Source organism: Nocardia otitidiscaviarum, assembly GCF_007362295.1.
Lineage (GTDB): Bacteria > Actinomycetota > Actinomycetes > Mycobacteriales > Mycobacteriaceae > Nocardia > Nocardia otitidiscaviarum.
On the sequence record NZ_CP041695.1, the window covers coordinates 7,431,113 to 7,448,282 of the forward strand.

Here is a 17,170-nt window from a genome sequence, read left to right on the forward strand (position 1 = left end):
TCAGTCCCGGTACCTCGGTGGCGGGGGGATGGCGGCGGTGCCGAGTTGCGGTGCCAGCCAACGCTGGTAGAGGCGGTCCCAGGTGCCGTCGCCGCGAATGCGTTCCAGGGTGCCGTTGACGAAGCGCACCAGATCGTCGCGATCCTTCGGAATGCCGATGCCGTACTGCTCGGTGCTGAGGTCCTCCCCGGTCACGACGGTGAGCGGATCCTGGACCGCCAGTCCGGCCAGGATGGTGTCGTCGGTGCTGATGGCGTCCACCTGCCGCTGCTGCAGCACCACCAGGCAGTCGGCCCAACTCGGTACGGTGAGCAGGGACGCTGCGGGCTGCTGGCGGCGGATCCGGTCCAACGAGGTGGTGCCGCCCACCACGCAGACCCGCCGCCCCGCCAGGTCGGCCAGTCCGCCGATGCCGGTGTCGCGCACGGTCAGCACCCGTTGGTGCGCCTGCAGATACGAGGTCGAGAACGACACCCGCTGTCGCCGTTCGCAGGTGATGGTCATGGTCTTCACCACCACGTCCACGGTGTGGTCGGCCAGCGCCTGTTCCCGGTCGGCCGAACCCAGGATGCGGTATTCGATCTTCTCCGGATCGCCGAGCAGGTCCCGGGCGATCTCGCGCGCGATGCCGACGTCGAAGCCGGACAGGGTGCCGGTGGCGGGATCGCGGAAGCTGAACAGATTGCTGCCCGGGTCGAGCCCGACCAGCAGGCGGCCGCGGGCGCGGATGGCGTCCACGGTGGGGCCGCCGCCCCCGTCCGGGCGCAGGCTGGCGGTCGGATCGGAGCAGGTGACCTGTTCCGGCGGCGGGGACGTATGCGGCTGCGCGGCAACGGCTCCCGACGGCAGCGGCGGATCGGTGAAGCTGGGAACCCGGGTGGGCGGCGGTGCGGCGCTGTCCTCGCCGTGGCATCCGGCGGCCACCAGCGCGGCGAGGGTGAGCAGGAGTAGTCGGCGTCTCATCGGTACTCCCGTAGTCGAGGCCACAGGCCCGCCGCCACCAATACGGCCGCCGCGGTGGCCAGTACGAGCGCGCCCGGGGCCAGCAGATCGAGGACCCGGGCGGCGTGCGCGGTGTCCTGGCGCAACGCGTCGCGGGTGGCGGCGATGCCATTGGCCAGCGCCCGGTCCAGCGCCGCCACCTGCGCGCCCGCCTCATCGGCTCCCGGCCCGGTCGCCACCGCCCCCGCGCCGATGAAGTCGCCGCGCCCCAGCGCCTCGTTCATCCGCTGATGTGCCGCGCGCCAGCGGTCCAGCGCGCCGACCGCGGTGGTGATCTCGGTGGCGGCGGGTGCCTGCGACGGGTAGCCGGTGAGTAGCTCGCGCAGTCGGCTCATGGCCGCGTCGTAGGTGCGGTCGTAGTCGCCCCCGGCGTCGCGGCGCACCAGTTTGAGGGTTTCGGCGGTGCGGGCCTGCTGGGCCAGGATGCGGCTCTCGGTGAGCGTCGCGGTCGGGCCGGAGCCGTTGTCCCGGGCATCAGTGGTCGCGACCGCGGAGATGCCGCCCGCCACCACCGTCCAGGCCAGCAGGATCACCATGGTGCAGGTGGCCAGCAGCAGACCGGGATTGAGGACCCGGTTCCAATGCCGGGCCAGGAACAGCTGCGCCGCGATGAGCGCCGCCACCGCCAGCAGCGGCAGTGCGATGGCGGGCCACGGCGGGCGCACATGGGTGCGCTGGATCTCGCCGATGGCGGCCGCCCGGTTCTCCTGCAACCGTTGGGCCATGGGCAGCAGCGTCGCCTGCATGAGATGCGACGCCTCGCTGAGATAGGCCGGTCCCACCGGCTGCCCGGCGCGATTGTTGGCCCGCGCGGTCTCGATGAGTCCGGTGTACACCGGCAGTCCGCTCGCGATGCCGGTGCGCAGTTGCGTGTCGTCGGCGCTGGAGTAGTTGGAATGGGTCACCAGTTCCGCGGCCGCCTCCCCGATGGCCCGGCTGTACTGTTCGCGCACCGGTTTCGGTTCCAGACCGCCGGAAATGAAGGCGGTTCCGGCCGAGGCGTCGGCCATCGACAGCGCGGTGTAGAGCCGCTGCGCCGAATTCGCATCCGGCTCGGCCTGCTCGAGCAGGGCGTCGAGGGCATGCTGCCGATCGTTCACGCCGGTCGCGGTGACCGCCCCGGCCGCCGCGCACAATCCCAGGAGCAGTAACCCGATGGCGATCAGCTTGGCGGGGGAGGAGCGCGCGAAGGCGCGCAGCTCGGTGGTGTCGAGCCGTTCCCGCACCAGGGCGGCCGCCGCGCGCGGCGACAGCTCGTCGAGCCGCTGCTGCTCGATGCGAGCCATGCTCACCTCCCACGGGCCGGAAACGATCGCTCCACTGCTATCGGTCGATTGAGCATATTGTGGTCTTGTGCCGCGCGCGGCGAACACCTTTCCGTGGGTCGCCGCCCGTGGCGTGGACCAGGTGGAGGACATGACGGATGCGCGGTGACGGCGACGGCTGGGCGGACAGCCCCGACGGCACCCGCCAATGGGGTCGATTCGGCGCTGCCGGACTGTTGCTGCGCGCCCCACTGGCGGGCGGAGGCTCGGCGGTGCTGCTCCAGCACCGCGCGGCCTGGAGTCACCAGGGCGGCACCTGGGCGCTGCCGGGCGGCGCGCGCGACAGCCACGAGACCACCGTGCACGCGGCGGTCCGCGAGGCCGAGGAGGAGGCGGGCATCCCGGCCGCGTCCATTCGGGTGCGGGGTTGCCGGGTGACCGCCACCGCGCCCAGCGGATGGACCTACACCACGGTCGTCGCCGATGCCGCCGAAACCCTGCGCACCCGCGGCAATGCCGAGAGCACGGCGCTGGCCTGGGTGCCCGAGGACGAGGTGCCGGCGCGACCGCTGCACCCCGGTTTCGCCGCCGCCTGGCCGACCCTGCGCGCCACGCCGAAGCGGGTGACCCTCACCGGGCTGTCCGATATCTCGGCGGTTGCCGCGGCGCTGCCCCGCACCCTGGAGCTGGCCGGTCACGGGTTCGTCTGGCTGCATACCGAGGGCGACGACGAGCCCGCGGCGCGGATCAGCGAGTCGATGCCGAAGGCCCCGAATCTGGCCGAAAATGTGTTGTTGCTCACGCTGGCGCAGGTGTTGTCTTGAGGGGTGAGCAGCACCCGTGAGATCGCCACTTTCTGCCGGATCTGCGAACCGCTCTGCGGGCTGATCGCCACCGTCGCCGACGGTCGGCTGGTCCAGCTGCGAGCCGACAGGGAGCATCCGCTCTCGCGCGGATTCGCCTGTCCCAAGGGCATCGCGTTCAGCGAGATCCAGAACGACCCGGATCGGGTGCTGTATCCGTTGCGGCGCACGGAGTCCGGTGAATTCGAGCGGGTGTCGTGGGATACGGCGCTCGACGAGATCGGCGAGCGGCTGCGCGGGGTGATCCGCGCGCACGGCCGCGAGGCGCTCGGCTGGTATTTCGGCAATCCGTCGGCCTTCTCGTACTCGCACACCCTGTGGATGGTGGGTTTCCAGCTCGCGGCCGGGCTGCGGCACGTCTATTCGGCCGGATCGCAGGACATCAACAATCGGTTCGTGGCCAGTGAGCTGCTGTACGGCTCCATGACCACCGCGCCGGTGCCGGATCTGGACCGCACCGACTTCCTGCTCATGATCGGTGCCAATCCCGTGGTGTCGCACGGCAGTGCGATGAGCGCGCCGCGAATCCGCGAGAAACTGCTCGCCATCACCAAGCGCGGTGGGCGCGTGGTGGTGGTCGATCCCCGGCGCACCGAGACGGCGCGCCTGTTCGAGCATGTGGGGGTGCGTCCGGATACGGACGCCTGGCTGCTGGCAGCGCTGCTCCAGGTCATCTTCGACGAGGGGCTGGAGGACCGGCAGGCGCTGCGCCGACAGGCGGCGGGCGTGCGGGAGCTACGGGCGGCGGTGCGCCAGTTCACGCCCGAGAGCACCGCCGCGACAACCGGATTGGAGCCGGATCGGGTGCGCGCGCTGGCCCGGGAACTGGCGCACGCGGACGCGGCGGCCGTCTACGGACGCACCGGCTCCTGCCTCGGGCGGCATGCCACGCTGGTGGCCTTCCTCATCGACGCGCTCGCCCTGGTGACCGGGAATCTCGACGCGCCGGGCGGCTCGGTGTTCGGCAAGGAATTGGTCGCGGTGTCGCGGCTGAACGCCCGGCTCGGGTTCATCCGGTACGGCAAGCACCGTTCCCGCATCGGCGACTTCCCCGATGTGCTCGGCACCTTCCCGGCGGCGGTGATGGCCAAGGAGATCACCACGCCCGGACCCGGTCAGCTGCGGGCGCTGTTCACCTCGGCGGGCAATCCGGTGCTGTCGGTGCCCAACGGTCGTGAATTGGCCTCCGCCCTGGGCGAACTCGATCTGTTCGTCGCCATCGACCTCTATGTCAACGACACCAATCGCCTGGCGGACTACATTCTCCCGGCCACCACCTTCCTGGAGCGCGACGATGTTCCGTTGCCCTTCACCGCGCTCTCGCCCATCCCGTACACGCAGTACACCGAGCGGGTGGTGGAGCCCTACGGTGAGGCGCGCGAGGAGTGGCGGATCATCGACGACATCGCGCTGCGCATCGGCGTGCAGCCCTTCGCCGTGGGCCCCGCGTCCCCGGCGGGGCGGCTGCTGAGCGCGCTGCGCAATCGGATTCCGGGCGGCCGCGCGGCCCGGCCGAGTCCGACCCTGCTGGTCGACCTGGCCCTGCGCACCGGGCCGTACGGCGATTGGTTCGGGCTGCGCCGGGGCGGTGTGAGTCTGCGCATGCTGCGCCGACATCCGCACGGGGTGGTGCTGGCCGACCACATCGACACCGGGGTGCTGGGAGACGTGGTGCGGCACAGGGGCGGTCGGGTGCGGCTGGCTCCCGAGCCGATCATCGCCGAGCTGCGCGATCTGGTGCCGCCCGCCGTCGATCCCGAGTACCCGCTACGGGTCATCGGCATGCGCGAGCTGAAATCCCACAACTCGTGGATGCACAATGTGGACGCGCTCATGCGCGGGGATCGTGAGCATGCCGCCCGGATCCATCCCAAAGACGCTGCCGCGGCGGGGATCTCCGATGGGGAGCGGTGCCGGGTCAGTTCCGCGCACGGTTCCATCGAGGTGGTCGCCCGGCTCAGCGAGGATATGACCGAGGGCGCGGTGGCGATTCCGCACGGATGGGGGCACCGGGGCGGCTGGCGGCGGGCCAATGCCGCGGGCGGAGCCAATGTCAACGACCTCATGTCCACCGATGTCTCGGATGTGGAGCGGCTGGCGGGCATGTCGCACCTCAATGGCGTCCCCATCCGGCTGGAGGCGGTCGGGTAGGCGATTTCACGACACCCGTTCATTAGAGCTACGTCATGTAACAGATACCATCCAGTACGTGGCAAAGCTGAAGGTCTCCGTAGACGTCCCCATCGCGCCCGACCTGGCCTGGGCCCGCGCCTCCGACCTGCCCGAACTCGACAAGTGGCTGACCCTGCACGAGGGCTGGCGCGGTACCGTGCCCGACGACCTCACCCCCGGCACCCGGCTGGTCGGCGTGGCCACCGTCAAGGGCTTCCGCAACCGCGTCACCTGGATCGTCGAGACCGCCGAACCGCCGCGCCGCCTGGTGCTCACCGGCGCGGGCATCGGCGGCACCAAATTCGGCATCCGACTCGACGTGGCCCCGGCCGGGTCCGGGTCGAAGGTGACGGCCAACTTCGAACTCGGCGGCGCGCCGCTATTCGGGCCCATCGGCTCGGTGGTCGCCAAGGCGCTGCGCGGCGATATCGAACGCTCGCTGGATCGCTTCGTCGAGCTCTACGGCTGAATCACGGGCGTCGCCCGCCGGTCTCAGCGGGCGGCGTTGTCGAGCAGCCGCTGCTTCAGAGCCCGCGCGGCCGCCTCCGGGTCGTCGGCGTGCGTGATGGCGCGCACGACCACCACGCGAGTCGCCCCGGCCGCGAGCACCTCCGGCAGCCGCTGGTCGTCGATGCCGCCGATGGCGAACCACGGCCGGGTCGGATGGGCCTCGGCGGTGGAGCGGATCAGCTCCAGACCGGAGGCGGTGCGGCCCGGCTTGGTCGGGGTGTTCCAGACCGGGCCGGTGCAGAAGTAGTCGATGTGCTCGTCGATGGCGGCGAGCCCGGCCTGGGCGCGATTGTGCGTGGAACGGCCGATCACGACGTCCGGGCCGAGAATATGGCGGGCGTACCAGGGCGGCAGATCGTTCTGCCCCAGATGCAGCACATCCGCCCCCGCCGCGAAGGCCACATCGGCGCGGTCGTTCACCGCCACCAGCGCCCCGTGCCGCCGCGCGGCCGCCTTCAGCTCCGCCAACGCCCCCAACTCGGCCTTGGCCTCCAGCGTGCCGAACTGCTTCTCCCCGGCCGACCCCTTGTCCCGCAGCTGAATGATGTCGACGCCGCCGGCCAGCGCCGCCTCGGCGAACGCCGCGAGATCCCCGGTATCCCGGCGCGCATCGGTGCACAGGTACAGGCGCGCACTCGCCAGGCGCTCCCGGGGAGGCAGGGGGCGGTTCGGATGGGAGGGTTGCACCCATTCGACGGTAGTCGCACGCCCGGAGGCTGCCAATTCGACGGTGCGTGCGTATCGGTTCCTCGCTGCCGCCGGTGCCGACCGGCTGGTGGGCGCGGGGTTCGTGCGGGGGTGGGTGGGTGTCGCGCTACCGTGGGTAGTCGAGAAACGAGGCGGCGCGAGTCGCGGGTGACCGTGACGGAATTCCGGGCCCGGACCGCGCCGAGTAGGTGGCCCCCGTGCGGGGCCGAGTGAGGTGGATCTGGTGCGGACCCTGGCCGTCGTCGGTGGCGGCGTGATCGGGCTGTCGGTGGCGTGGCGGGCGGCCGAATCCGGCTGGCGGGTCACCCTGTACGACCCCGCCGTCGGATCGGGTGCCTCCTGGGTCGCGGGCGGCATGCTGGCCCCGCTCTCCGAGGGCTGGCCCGGCGAGGACGCCGCCCTCGAATTCGGAGCCGCCTCCCTGACCCGCTGGCCCGACTTCGCGGCCCGCCTGAAATCCGTCACCGGCGCGGAGGTCTTCACCGCCGCCGAAACCCTGACCGTCGCCCTCGACGCCGCCGACGCCGCCGACCTGCGGACGATCGCCGACTGGGTGAACGCCACACTTCCGGACCTCGCCGAGAGCGGAGCGGGGTCGCCGTCACCTGCCGACCGTGCGGTGGCGTCGCCTGTCGACCAACCGGCAGCCACGGCGAGCATCGCATCGTCATCGCACCCTGGCGGTGCGGATGGTGCGCAGCCGATCTTGGGAGGTGAGCATCGGGGTGCCGAGGCGGCCGCACGCGGTGCGAGTGCGGGCCGCGCGCTGCAACTGCTCGACCGGACAGAAGTTCGGTCGGCGGAACCCGGTCTGGATCGGCGGGTGCGGGCGGGGCTGCTGTCGCCCGCCGAACCCGCGGTGGACAACCGGACGCTCGTGACAGCCTTGCGGGAGGCGTGTGCCGTCGCGGGGGTCGAGGTGCGGGCCGAGGAGGTCGCGGCGCTGCGGGAGTTGCCCCACGACCGCGTGGTGCTCGCGACCGGTGCGTCCGCGCGGCTGTGGCCGGACCTGCCGGTGCGTCCGGTGAAGGGGGAGATCCTGCGCCTGCGCCGCCGGCCGAGCGCCCCGCCGCCACCGAACCGCGTGGTCCGTGCCCGCGTGCACGGCCGCCCTATCTATCTGGTGCCCCGCCCGGACGGCCTCGTGCTGGGTGCGACGCAATACGAGGCCGGGTTCGACACCGTGGTGACGGTCGGGGGCGTCCGCGACCTGATCACCGACGCCGAGGCGATCTTCCCGGGGGTGGGCGAGTACGAATTCGCCGAGGCCACAGCGGGTTCCCGCCCCGGCACCCCCGACAACCTGCCACTGATCGGCCACCTGGACGAGCGGGTGATCGCCGCACTCGGCCACGGCCGCAATGGAATTCTGGGTGTCCCGGTCACCGCCGACGCCGTGCTGGCCCTGCTCGCCGACACCGAGCTGCCCGCGGCGCGCGCCGCCTCACCCACCCGTTTCCGGGTGCCCGAACCCCACTGCGCTGGAGGTAAGCAATGACCGCTATTCCCATCGGCATCACCGTGAACGGTGAGGATCACACCTTCCCGGAACCGATTTCGGTACGCGCCCTGCTGGACACGCTGAATCTGCCCTGCCAGGGCGTCGCCGTCGCGGTGGACGGCGCGCTGTTCCCCAAATCCCGCTGGGACGAGCCGGTCGGTCGCGGCTGGGAGATCGAGGTGCTGACGGCGGTGCAGGGTGGCTAGCCCGGTCGCGCCCCTGGAAATCGCGGGCCGCACCTTCGGCTCGCGCCTGATCATGGGCACCGGCGGCGCCGAGAGTCTCACCGTGCTGGAGGAGGCCCTGCTCGCCTCGGGCACCCAACTCACCACGGTGGCGATGCGCCGCGTCGACGCCGCGGGCGGCACCGGCGTACTCGACCTGCTGAAGCGCCTCGAGATCGCGCCCCTACCCAATACGGCGGGCTGTCGCACCGCCGCCGAGGCGGTGCTCACCGCGCAACTCGCCCGCGAGGCCCTCGAAACCGACTGGGTGAAGCTGGAAGTCATCGCCGACGAACGCACCCTGCTCCCCGACGCCATCGAATTGGTCACCGCCGCCGAACAATTGGTCGACGCCGGTTTCACCGTCCTGCCCTACACCACCGACGACCCGGTCCTGGCCCGCCGTCTCGAGGACGCCGGCTGCGCCGCCGTCATGCCCCTCGGTTCCCCCATCGGCACCGGCCTGGGCATCTCCAACCCGCACAACATCGAAATGATCGTGGCCGCCGCAGGCGTCCCCGTCATCCTCGACGCCGGCATAGGCACCGCCAGCGACGCCGCCCTGGCCATGGAACTCGGCTGCTCCGCGGTCCTCCTCGCCACCGCCGTCACCCGAGCCCACCACCCCACCCGCATGGCCACCGCCATGAAACACGCCGTCGAAGCCGGCTGGCTCGCCCGCGAAGCAGGCCGCATCCCCAAACGCTTCTGGGCTCGAGCCTCCTCCCCGTCCCGCTGAGACAACCCCCGATCTCCGGGCACACCACCTGCGCTTTCATCGGCGGCGTCCGCGGAGCCCACACAGCGTACGGTGGCATCCCATCCTGTTCAGCCGTGGTCGGGTGGGCTCAGGGTCCCACTCATCCGGCAGGATGACGGGACGCGCGACCTCCGGTCGATAGTGCTGGCTCGAATATTCGGGAAGACTGGGCCGCATGATCGAACTGAGGGGCCTGACGAAACACTACGGCCAGACCGTCGCGGTGTCGGACCTGTCGTTCTCGGTCCGGCCCGGGCAGGTGACCGGCTTCCTCGGCCCGAACGGGGCCGGGAAGTCGACGACCATGCGGATGATCCTGGGGTTGGATACGCCGACGTCCGGCACCGCCCTGATCGACGGCAAGCAGTATCGCGAGCTGAAGCGGCCGCTGACCGAGGTCGGTGCGCTGTTGGATGCCAAATGGGTGCATCCGAACCGCTCGGCTCGCTCGCACCTGCGCTGGATGGCCGCGTCCAATGGCCTTCCCGCCTCCCGGGTGGAGGAGGTGCTGCGGCTGGTCGGCCTGTCCGAGGTGGCGGACAAGAACGCGGGCGGCTTCTCGCTCGGCATGTCGCAGCGGCTCGGATTGGCGGGCGCGCTGCTCGGCGATCCCAAGGTGCTGCTGTTCGACGAGCCGGTGAACGGCCTGGACCCGGAGGGCATCCTCTGGATTCGCCGGTTCATGCAGCGGCTCGCCAAGCAGGAGGGCCGCACCGTGCTGGTGTCGAGCCACCTGCTGTCGGAGATGGCGCAGACCGCCGACCATCTGGTGGTCATCGGCCGCGGCCGGCTCATCGCCGACACCACCACCAAGGAGTTCATCGAGCGCGCCTCGGAGTCGTCGGTGCGGGTGCGCAGCCCGCAACTGGATCAGCTGCGCAGCCTGCTCACCTCCAATGGCATGACCGTCCGCGAGGACGGCGCCGATCCGGCCAGCCCGGCGCTGGTGGTCGCCAACGCGACCAGTGACGCGGTCGGAAAGCTGGCCGGGGCCAACGACATCACGCTCTACGAGCTGGCCCCGCAGCGGGCGTCGCTGGAGGAGGCGTTCATGCAGATGACCGGCAACGCGGTGGAGTACCACGGCGAAGGCGCCGGAATCGACGAGGTCATGGGAGGTGCGCTCTGATGGGAGTGCTTGCTGCGGAACGGATCAAACTCACCTCGACCCGGTCGCCCTGGTGGTGTTCGGCGGTCGTGGTCGCGCTGGGGCTCGGTCTGGCGGCGCTCATCGCGTTCATCGCCCGCACGGCGAAGGATTCGGACGACGCGGTGCCGATGGATGTGGCCGTCGCGGTGGGCGGAGTCAGCGGCTTCGGTGTCATGGTGCTCATGATCATGGCCACCCTCTCGGTGACCAGTGAGTATCGATTCGGCATCATTCGCACCACGTTCCTGGCCACGCCACAGCGCAGCACCGTGATCGTCGTGAAGACCGCGCTGCTCGCCGTGTACGGCGCATTGTTGACAGCGGTGCTCTGCGTGGGCGCCCTGCTGATCTCCCGCGCCATCTACGGGACGTCGCCGACCCTGGACCTGTCCACCGGCGCGCAGTGGCGGGCACTGCTGGGTGTCCCGCTGTACGCCCTGCTCAGCATCGTGTTGGCGGTCGGTGTAGGGGTGCTGGTGCGGCAGTCCGCGGCGGCCATCTCGATCATCGTGCTGTGGCCGCTGATCCTGGAACCGCTGCTGGGCGCGTTCGGCAGCTTCGGCCGCAATGTGGGCCCGCTGCTGCCCTTCGCCAACGGACAGCGGTTCTTCTCGCTGACCGAGTCGAACGCGAACTGGCATTGGGGCCCCTGGGGGAGCCTGGTGTATTTCGCAGCATTTGTCACAATTGTGTTCGGGGCTGCTTTGGTCACGCTGAACAAGCGCGACGCCTAGCCCCACCGAGACCCTGCCCGGGACCGTCGGCCACTGCCCGGTCGACGGATGCATCGGCCCGACGCGAACTCCGCGTCGGGCCGGTGTTGTGTTGGGGCTGGGGGTGGGGTGTCGGGGATGAAAACGGCCTGTGAACAGTCTCGCTTCCATGCGGAAAGGTCTGGCTCTTGTCCTGACCGCTGGGTAGCATCGCAACAGCAACCACGGCACTCGCACCATCGGGCGGGCCCGACGAAGTGGCCGCTCGCACCGATAGGGAGGTGACAGGTGGCAGCCATTCATCCATGGGTGACAGATGTCGACTCATCCACCGCGGAGCCGATGCTGGGCTACGCTCGGGGCGTGAGCGAACGACCCTCCGGCGGCAGTGAATCCGCGTCCGGCGCGGACCGTGCGGACGGTAAGGGGAAGGGTCGCCCCCGGTCCTCGGAGGGCCTCGGGGAGCCGTCGCGTGCCCGGGGACCGCGCATCGACCCCGACGTCGTGATTCCCTTGACTCCCACCGACGGTGCGGAACCGGACCGACGGCCCATGGCTCGCCTTTCCGGCCAACTCTCGGCACTCGTCTCCGCGGCCAATCAGCGGGGAGATCTCATCGGTGTGATTCGCCGGGCACGCGAGAATCTGCCCGGCGACCCGGCTTTCGGCGATCCGCTGTCGGTTTCCGGACCGGGCGGGGTACGCGCGGTGGCGCGGGCCGCGGACAAGCTGGTCGGCGATTCCCCCAGCGCCGCACGCGAACTCGGCCTCGGCGCCCTCCAGGTCTGGCAGGCGGTGCTGGAGCGCATGGGCAAGGGGCGCGGCACCGCGGAGATCACCATCATGTTCACCGATCTGGTGGCCTTCTCCAGCTGGTCGCTCTCGGCCGGTGACGAGCAGACCCTGGAGCTGCTGCGCCGCGTCGCCAAGGCCATCGAGCCGCCGATCGGCGAGCGTGGCGGCCACGTGGTCAAGCGGATGGGCGACGGCGTCATGGCGGTCTTCCCGTCCCCGGACCGGGCGGTTCGCGCGGCGGTGGCGGCCAAGCGGAACCTGGCGCGCGTCGACGTGAACGGCTACACACCGCAGATGCGCGTGGGCCTGCACACCGGCACCCCGCGGGAGCTGGGCGGCGACTGGCTGGGGGTGGACGTCACCATCGCGGCGCGGGTCATGGAGGCGGGCGGCAACGGCAACACCATGCTCTCGCATGCCACCCTGGCGGCCCTGGAGCCCGAGACGCTGGCGGAGCTGGGCTGTGTGCCGAAGCCCTACCGGCGCAGCTTCTTCGCCGCGCCGCTGAGCGGCGTGCCGGAGGATCTGCGCATCTACCGGCTCGATCCCGAATAAGCTCCCCGCCCCGGGGACATTCGGTGCGGCGCGAGCCGTTGTCGGGCCGGTCGGGGTGCGCCTGCTGTCGCGCGCCGAGCCCATGTGGGGGTGTACCCGGCGAACCACTGTCGCCGCGGCGCACGGTCGGGGCGGGATCGGCCGGTTCGGTCAATCCATCCAGAGAATCGCCCCGGCCAGGGCCAGTGCCGCACATACACCGAGTGCGATGGCCAGCGGCCGGGCGGTCTTCCAGGTGCTGTAGACGCCGCCGAGCAGGAATCCGGCGAGGGCGAGCAGAAGAATCGAGGCCACGCGCCCAGTCTGCCCTGCCGACCGCCCGGTCCGTCGTGGACCCCCTCAGCATCCGAACAGCAAACGCAAAGATGAACGCTGCCGATTAACAAGCGGGCGTGCTTGATTTTTTATGGATCGAATGTGACCCTGTAACGGACCGCGGCGGCGAGGCCGCGGCCGACACGCGCACAGGAGGGCCCGCGATGAGTCAGCTCGCGGCCGATCCGGAGCTCATCCGCATCGGCAACTGTTCCGGTTTCTACGGCGATCGGCTCAGCGCCATGCGGGAAATGCTCGAGGGCGGTGAGCTCGACGTTCTCACCGGCGACTACCTGGCCGAGCTGACCATGCTCATTCTCGGGCGCGACCGGATGAAGGACGCGAACCTCGGCTACGCCAAGACCTTCGTCAAACAGTTGAAGGACTGCCTGGGGCTCGCGCTGGAGAAGGGCGTCAAGATCGTCACGAATGCCGGTGGGCTCAACCCGGCCGGACTGGCGCAGGCGATCGACGCACTGGCGCAAGAGCAGGGCCTGGACGCCAAGGTCGCCTACGTGACCGGCGACGACCTGCTGCCGCGCGCCGCGGAACTGGGACTGGGCTCACCGCTGACCGCCAACGCCTACCTGGGCGCGTGGGGTATCGCCGAATGCCTGACCGCCGGGGCCGATGTGGTGGTGACCGGCCGGGTCACCGACGCGGCGCTGGTGGTGGGTCCGGCGGCGGCGCATTTCGGCTGGGGGCGAGCGGATTTCGACGCGCTCGCCGGAGCCGTGGTGGCCGGACACGTCATCGAGTGCTCGACCCAGGCAACCGGCGGCAACTTCGCCCTCTTCACCGAGATCGCGGATATGGACCGCCCCGGCTTCCCGCTGGCCGAGGTGCGCCGCGACGGCAGCAGCGTGATCACCAAACATCCGGGCACCGGCGGCGCGGTCACGGTGGACACGGTGGCGGCCCAGCTCATGTACGAGATCCAGGGCGCGCGCTACGCCGGACCGGATGTGACCACCCGCCTGGACACCATCGCGCTCACCCAGGAGGGTCCGGACCGGGTCCGCGTCTCCGGGGTGCGCGGCGAGGCTCCGCCGCCCCGGCTCAAGGTATCGCTCAATACCATCGGCGGCTTCCGCAACGAGATGACCTTCATCCTCACCGGCCTGGATATCGAGGCCAAGGCCCAACTGGCGCAACGGCAACTGGAGTCCTGGTTGACCGTGCGCCCGGCCGAACTGGAATGGACGCTGTCGCGCCTGGACCGCCCCGACGCCGACACCGAGGAACAGGCCAGCGCCCTGCTGAAATGCGTGGTGCGCGACCCGGATCCCAACCGGGTGGGTCGCGGTTTCTCCAGTGTCGCCGTGGAACTGGCGCTGGCCAGCTACCCGGGCTTCTCGCTCACCGCGCCGCCCGGAAACGGTTCGCCCTACGGTGTTTTCACCCCCGGTTACGTGGACGCGAACGAGGTCGCGCACACCGCGGTGCTGCCCGACGGCTCGCAGGTGGCGATCGCGCCCGCCGCGCAGACCCTCGAGCTGGCCGAGGTGCCCGAACCCGCACTGCCGCAGCCGCTTCCGGCGGGCGCGACCCGTCGCGTGCCGCTCGGCACCATCGCACTGGCACGCTCCGGCGATAAAGGCGGCAATGCCAATATCGGCGTCTGGGTGCGCACCGAGGAGCAGTGGCGCTGGCTGGTGCACACCCTCACCGTCGACGAACTGCGCCTGCTGCTGCCCGAGACCGCCAAACTGCCCGTCACCCGGCACGTACTGCCGAACCTGCGGGCCGTGAACTTCATCGTCGAGGGCCTGCTCGGGCAGGGCGTGGCCTATCAGGCCCGCTTCGATCCGCAGGCCAAGGGGCTCGGGGAATGGCTCCGCGCCCGGCACATCGAGATCCCCGTGGAGTTGCTCCCATGACCTACGTGAACCCCTGGACCACTCCGGAGCGACGCGAATTGCGCGCCACCGTGCGCGGTTTCGCCGATCGCGAGGTGCTGCCCTACCTGGACGACTGGGAACGCCGGGGCGAGATCCCGCGCGAACTGCACAAGAAGGCGGGCGCGCTGGGCCTGCTCGGCATCCAGTTCCCCGAGGATGTGGGCGGCTCCGGCGGCGACGGCATCGACGCCGCCGTCGTGTGCGAGGAGATGCACTACGCGGGCTGCTCCGGTGGTCTGTTCGCATCCCTGTTCACCTGCGGTATCGCGGTGCCGCACATGATCGCCGCCGGTAATGCCGAGCATATCGAGCGTTGGGTGCGGCCCACGCTGGCGGGCGAGAAGATCGGCTCCCTGGCCATCACCGAACCCGGCGGCGGGTCGGACGTGGGCCATCTCACCACCTCCGCGGTGCGCGACGGCGACGAATTCGTTGTCAATGGAGCCAAGACGTTCATCACCTCCGGCGTGCGCGCCGACTACGTCGTGACGGCCGTGCGCACCGGCGGTCCCGGCGCGGGCGGTGTCTCGCTGCTCGTGGTGGAGAAGGACACGCCCGGCTTCACGGTGAGCCGCAAGCTGGAGAAGATGGGCTGGCTGGCCTCCGATACGGCCGAGCTGTCCTATGTGGACGTGCGGGTGCCGGTGTCCAACCTGGTCGGCGCGGAGAACTCCGGATTCGCCCAGATCGCACAGGCTTTCGTGAGCGAGCGGGTCGGGCTGGCCGCGCAGGCGTACGGGCACGCGCAGCGCTGCCTGGACCTGACCCTGCAGTGGTGCCGCGACCGCGAGACCTTCGGCCGCCCGCTGATCAGCCGCCAGGCCGTGCAGAACACCCTGTCGGAGATGGCGCGCCGCATCGACGTCGCCCGCGTGTACACCCGCCATGTGGTGGAGCGCGCGGCCCAGGGCGAGACCGACCTCATCGCCGAGGTGTGCTTCGCCAAGAACACCGCCGTGGAGACCGCCGAATGGGTTGCCCACCAGGCGGTTCAGCTCTTCGGCGGACTCGGCTACATGCGCGAGTCCGAGGTGGAGCGCCACTATCGCGATGTCCGCATCCTGGGTATCGGCGGTGGCACCAACGAGATCCTGACCAGCCTTGCGGCCAAGCGATTGGGGTTCCAGTCTTGAGTACACTGCGCACCGCCGTAGACCTGAATTCGGCGGACTACCGGGCCGCCGCCGAGGCCATGAGCGAAAAGCTGGCCGAGGTGGAGGCCGAGTACGCCAAGAACATCGCGGGCGGTGGCCCCGACAAGATGGCGCGGCACCGCAAGCGCGGCAAGCTGACCGCGCGCGAACGCATCGAACTGCTCATCGACGAGGATTCGCCGTTCCTGGAGCTGGCCCCACTGGCCGCCTGGGGCAGTGAATTCCATGTCGGCGCCAGCGTCATCGCGGGCATCGGCATCGTCGAGGGCGTCGAATGCATGATCGTGGCACCGGATCCCACGGTGCGCGGCGGCACGTCGAACCCGTGGACGCTGCGCAAGAACCTGCGCATGAACGACATCGCCCGGGAGAATCGCCTCCCGGTCATCGGACTGGTGGAGTCCGGTGGCGCGGATCTGCCCACCCAGAAGGAGGTCTTCGTGCCGGGCGGGCGGATGTTCCGCGACCTGACTCGACTCTCCGCCGAGGGCATCCCCACCATCGCACTGGTTTTCGGCAACTCGACCGCCGGTGGCGCGTACATCCCCGGCATGTCCGACTACACCGTCATGATCAAGGAGCGCTCCAAGGTGTTCCTGGGCGGGCCGCCGCTGGTCAAGATGGCCACCGGTGAGGAGTCCGACGACGAATCGCTCGGCGGCGCGGATATGCACGCCCGCGTCTCCGGTCTGGCCGACTACCTGGCCGCCGACGAGCAGGACGCCATCCGGCTGGGACGCTCGATCGTCAAGCGGCTCAATTGGCGGAAGCGGGGCCCGGCCCCGCGCCCGCGCACCGAGATCATCGAACCGCGCTACGACGCCGAGGAACTGCTGGGCATCGTGCCCACCGACCTCAAGATCCCGTTCGACCCGCGCGAGGTCATCGCCCGCGTGGTGGACGGCTCCGATTTCGACGAGTTCAAACCGCTCTACGGCTCCAGCCTGGTCACCGGCTGGGCGGAACTGCACGGCTACCCGGTCGGCATCCTCGCCAATGCGCGCGGCGTGCTGTTCTCCGAGGAGGCGCAGAAGGCGGCGCAGTTCATCCAGCTCGCCAACCAGTCGAACACCCCGCTGCTGTTCCTGCACAACACCACCGGCTACATGGTGGGCAAGGAGTACGAGCAGAAGGGCATCATCAAGCACGGCGCGATGATGATCAACGCCGTCTCCAACTCCAAGGTCCCGCACATCTCGGTGCTGATGGGCGCGTCCTACGGCGCGGGCCACTACGGCATGTGCGGCCGCGCGTACGATCCGCGTTTCGTCTTCGCTTGGCCCAGCGCGAAATCCGCCGTCATGGGCGGTGCGCAGCTGGCGGGCGTCATCTCCATCGTGGGCCGGGCCGCCGCGGAGGCCAAGGGCATGCCGTTCGACGAGGCCGCCGACGCCGGGATGCGCGCCATGATCGAGGCGCAGATCGAGGCCGAATCGCTGCCCATGTTCATGTCGGGTCGCCTCTACGACGACGGCGTCATCGATCCCCGCGATACCCGCACGGTCTTGGGAATGGCCCTGTCCGCCATTCACAATGCCCCGATCGAGGGCGCCGACGGCTTCGGCGTCTTCCGGATGTGAGG

General features: G+C 70.3%; 16 protein-coding genes. 12 read left to right on the plus strand and 4 right to left on the minus strand.

Annotation, left to right across the window (positions count from 1 at the left end):
- A complete protein-coding gene (locus FOH10_RS33435; protein WP_143983616.1) occupies positions 1-963 on the minus strand; it encodes a glutamate ABC transporter substrate-binding protein in 963 nt (320 codons plus the stop codon).
- Entirely contained in the window at positions 960-2,288 is a 1,329-nt protein-coding gene (locus tag FOH10_RS33440; RefSeq protein ID WP_143983617.1) for a hypothetical protein, read from the minus strand. Before FOH10_RS33440 ends, FOH10_RS33435 begins: the two co-directional genes overlap by 4 nt.
- Positions 2,289-2,425: 137 nt before the next feature.
- On the opposite strand from FOH10_RS33440, the gene FOH10_RS33445 reads away from it, so the two are divergent.
- The 3 genes from FOH10_RS33445 to FOH10_RS33455 are packed head-to-tail and all read left to right on the plus strand — an operon-like array spanning position 2,426 to position 5,771.
- On the plus strand, positions 2,426-3,091 hold the full coding sequence (locus tag FOH10_RS33445; protein WP_143983618.1) for an NUDIX domain-containing protein: 666 nt from the start codon (positions 2,426-2,428) through the stop codon (positions 3,089-3,091).
- 3 nt (positions 3,092-3,094) lie between these two features.
- Positions 3,095-5,281: a molybdopterin-containing oxidoreductase family protein gene (locus FOH10_RS33450; protein ID WP_143983619.1), complete on the plus strand. Its 2,187-nt coding sequence runs from the start codon at positions 3,095-3,097 to the stop codon at positions 5,279-5,281.
- A gap of 58 nt (positions 5,282-5,339) precedes the next feature.
- On the plus strand, positions 5,340-5,771 hold the full coding sequence (locus FOH10_RS33455; RefSeq protein ID WP_039817872.1) for a type II toxin-antitoxin system Rv0910 family toxin: 432 nt from the start codon (positions 5,340-5,342) through the stop codon (positions 5,769-5,771).
- Positions 5,772-5,794: 23 nt separating this feature from the next.
- On the opposite strand, the gene thiE is transcribed toward FOH10_RS33455, so the two are convergent.
- Positions 5,795-6,499 (minus strand): thiamine phosphate synthase, encoded by a 705-nt coding sequence (gene thiE / locus FOH10_RS33460; protein WP_039817870.1) that lies wholly within the window; start codon positions 6,497-6,499, stop codon positions 5,795-5,797.
- A gap of 244 nt (positions 6,500-6,743) precedes the next feature.
- Here thiE and FOH10_RS33465 point away from each other — a divergent pair, with 244 nt between their 5' ends.
- The 6 genes from FOH10_RS33465 to FOH10_RS33490 all read left to right on the plus strand — a co-directional run bounded on the left by FOH10_RS33465 (position 6,744) and on the right by FOH10_RS33490 (position 12,218).
- Positions 6,744-8,018: an FAD-dependent oxidoreductase gene (locus FOH10_RS33465; RefSeq protein ID WP_186000657.1), complete on the plus strand. Its 1,275-nt coding sequence runs from the start codon at positions 6,744-6,746 to the stop codon at positions 8,016-8,018.
- A complete protein-coding gene (gene thiS / locus FOH10_RS33470) occupies positions 8,015-8,227 on the plus strand; it encodes a sulfur carrier protein ThiS (protein ID WP_029932996.1) in 213 nt (70 codons plus the stop codon). The genes FOH10_RS33465 and thiS overlap by 4 nt, the downstream gene beginning before the upstream one ends.
- A gap of 52 nt (positions 8,228-8,279) precedes the next feature.
- On the plus strand, positions 8,280-8,984 hold the full coding sequence (gene thiG / locus FOH10_RS33475; protein ID WP_244962156.1) for a thiazole synthase: 705 nt from the start codon (positions 8,280-8,282) through the stop codon (positions 8,982-8,984).
- A 196-nt stretch (positions 8,985-9,180) separates the two neighbouring features.
- Positions 9,181-10,134, plus strand: a complete 954-nt coding sequence (locus tag FOH10_RS33480) for an ABC transporter ATP-binding protein (protein ID WP_029932994.1) — start codon at positions 9,181-9,183, stop codon at positions 10,132-10,134.
- Positions 10,134-10,889, plus strand: coding sequence for an ABC transporter permease (locus FOH10_RS33485; protein ID WP_143983622.1), 756 nt, complete (start codon positions 10,134-10,136; stop codon positions 10,887-10,889). The genes FOH10_RS33480 and FOH10_RS33485 overlap by 1 nt, the downstream gene beginning before the upstream one ends.
- Before the next feature lie 531 nt (positions 10,890-11,420).
- Positions 11,421-12,218, plus strand: a complete 798-nt coding sequence (locus tag FOH10_RS33490) for an adenylate/guanylate cyclase domain-containing protein (protein WP_051037833.1) — start codon at positions 11,421-11,423, stop codon at positions 12,216-12,218.
- A 150-nt stretch (positions 12,219-12,368) separates the two neighbouring features.
- On the opposite strand, the gene FOH10_RS35130 is transcribed toward FOH10_RS33490, so the two are convergent.
- Positions 12,369-12,512 (minus strand): hypothetical protein, encoded by a 144-nt coding sequence (locus tag FOH10_RS35130; protein WP_186000658.1) that lies wholly within the window; start codon positions 12,510-12,512, stop codon positions 12,369-12,371.
- Positions 12,513-12,697: 185 nt separating this feature from the next.
- Here FOH10_RS35130 and FOH10_RS33495 point away from each other — a divergent pair, with 185 nt between their 5' ends.
- Genes FOH10_RS33495 through FOH10_RS33505 form a run of 3 tightly spaced genes read left to right on the plus strand, consistent with a single transcriptional unit; the run spans position 12,698 to position 17,168 of the window.
- Positions 12,698-14,413: an acyclic terpene utilization AtuA family protein gene (locus FOH10_RS33495; RefSeq protein ID WP_143983623.1), complete on the plus strand. Its 1,716-nt coding sequence runs from the start codon at positions 12,698-12,700 to the stop codon at positions 14,411-14,413.
- A gap of 5 nt (positions 14,414-14,418) precedes the next feature.
- A complete protein-coding gene (locus FOH10_RS33500) occupies positions 14,419-15,567 on the plus strand; it encodes an acyl-CoA dehydrogenase family protein (RefSeq protein WP_039817894.1) in 1,149 nt (382 codons plus the stop codon).
- Positions 15,564-17,168 (plus strand): acyl-CoA carboxylase subunit beta, encoded by a 1,605-nt coding sequence (locus FOH10_RS33505; protein ID WP_143983624.1) that lies wholly within the window; start codon positions 15,564-15,566, stop codon positions 17,166-17,168. Before FOH10_RS33500 ends, FOH10_RS33505 begins: the two co-directional genes overlap by 4 nt.
- Positions 17,169-17,170: the final 2 nt, after the last annotated feature.

Bases quoted from the DNA above. Each gene is read 5' to 3' on its own strand.
- FOH10_RS33435 (WP_143983616.1), bottom strand. From the start codon at position 963: ATGAGACGCCGACTACTCCTGCTCACCCTCGCCGCGCTGGTGGCCGCC.
- FOH10_RS33440 (WP_143983617.1), bottom strand. From the start codon at position 2,288: ATGGCTCGCATCGAGCAGCAGCGGCTCGACGAGCTGTCGCCGCGCGCG.
- FOH10_RS33445 (WP_143983618.1), top strand. From the start codon at position 2,426: ATGCGCGGTGACGGCGACGGCTGGGCGGACAGCCCCGACGGCACCCGC.
- thiS (WP_029932996.1), top strand. From the start codon at position 8,015: ATGACCGCTATTCCCATCGGCATCACCGTGAACGGTGAGGATCACACC.
- thiG (WP_244962156.1), top strand. From the start codon at position 8,280: ATGGGCACCGGCGGCGCCGAGAGTCTCACCGTGCTGGAGGAGGCCCTG.
- FOH10_RS33480 (WP_029932994.1), top strand. From the start codon at position 9,181: ATGATCGAACTGAGGGGCCTGACGAAACACTACGGCCAGACCGTCGCG.
- FOH10_RS33485 (WP_143983622.1), top strand. From the start codon at position 10,134: ATGGGAGTGCTTGCTGCGGAACGGATCAAACTCACCTCGACCCGGTCG.
- FOH10_RS33490 (WP_051037833.1), top strand. From the start codon at position 11,421: ATGGCTCGCCTTTCCGGCCAACTCTCGGCACTCGTCTCCGCGGCCAAT.
- FOH10_RS33495 (WP_143983623.1), top strand. From the start codon at position 12,698: ATGAGTCAGCTCGCGGCCGATCCGGAGCTCATCCGCATCGGCAACTGT.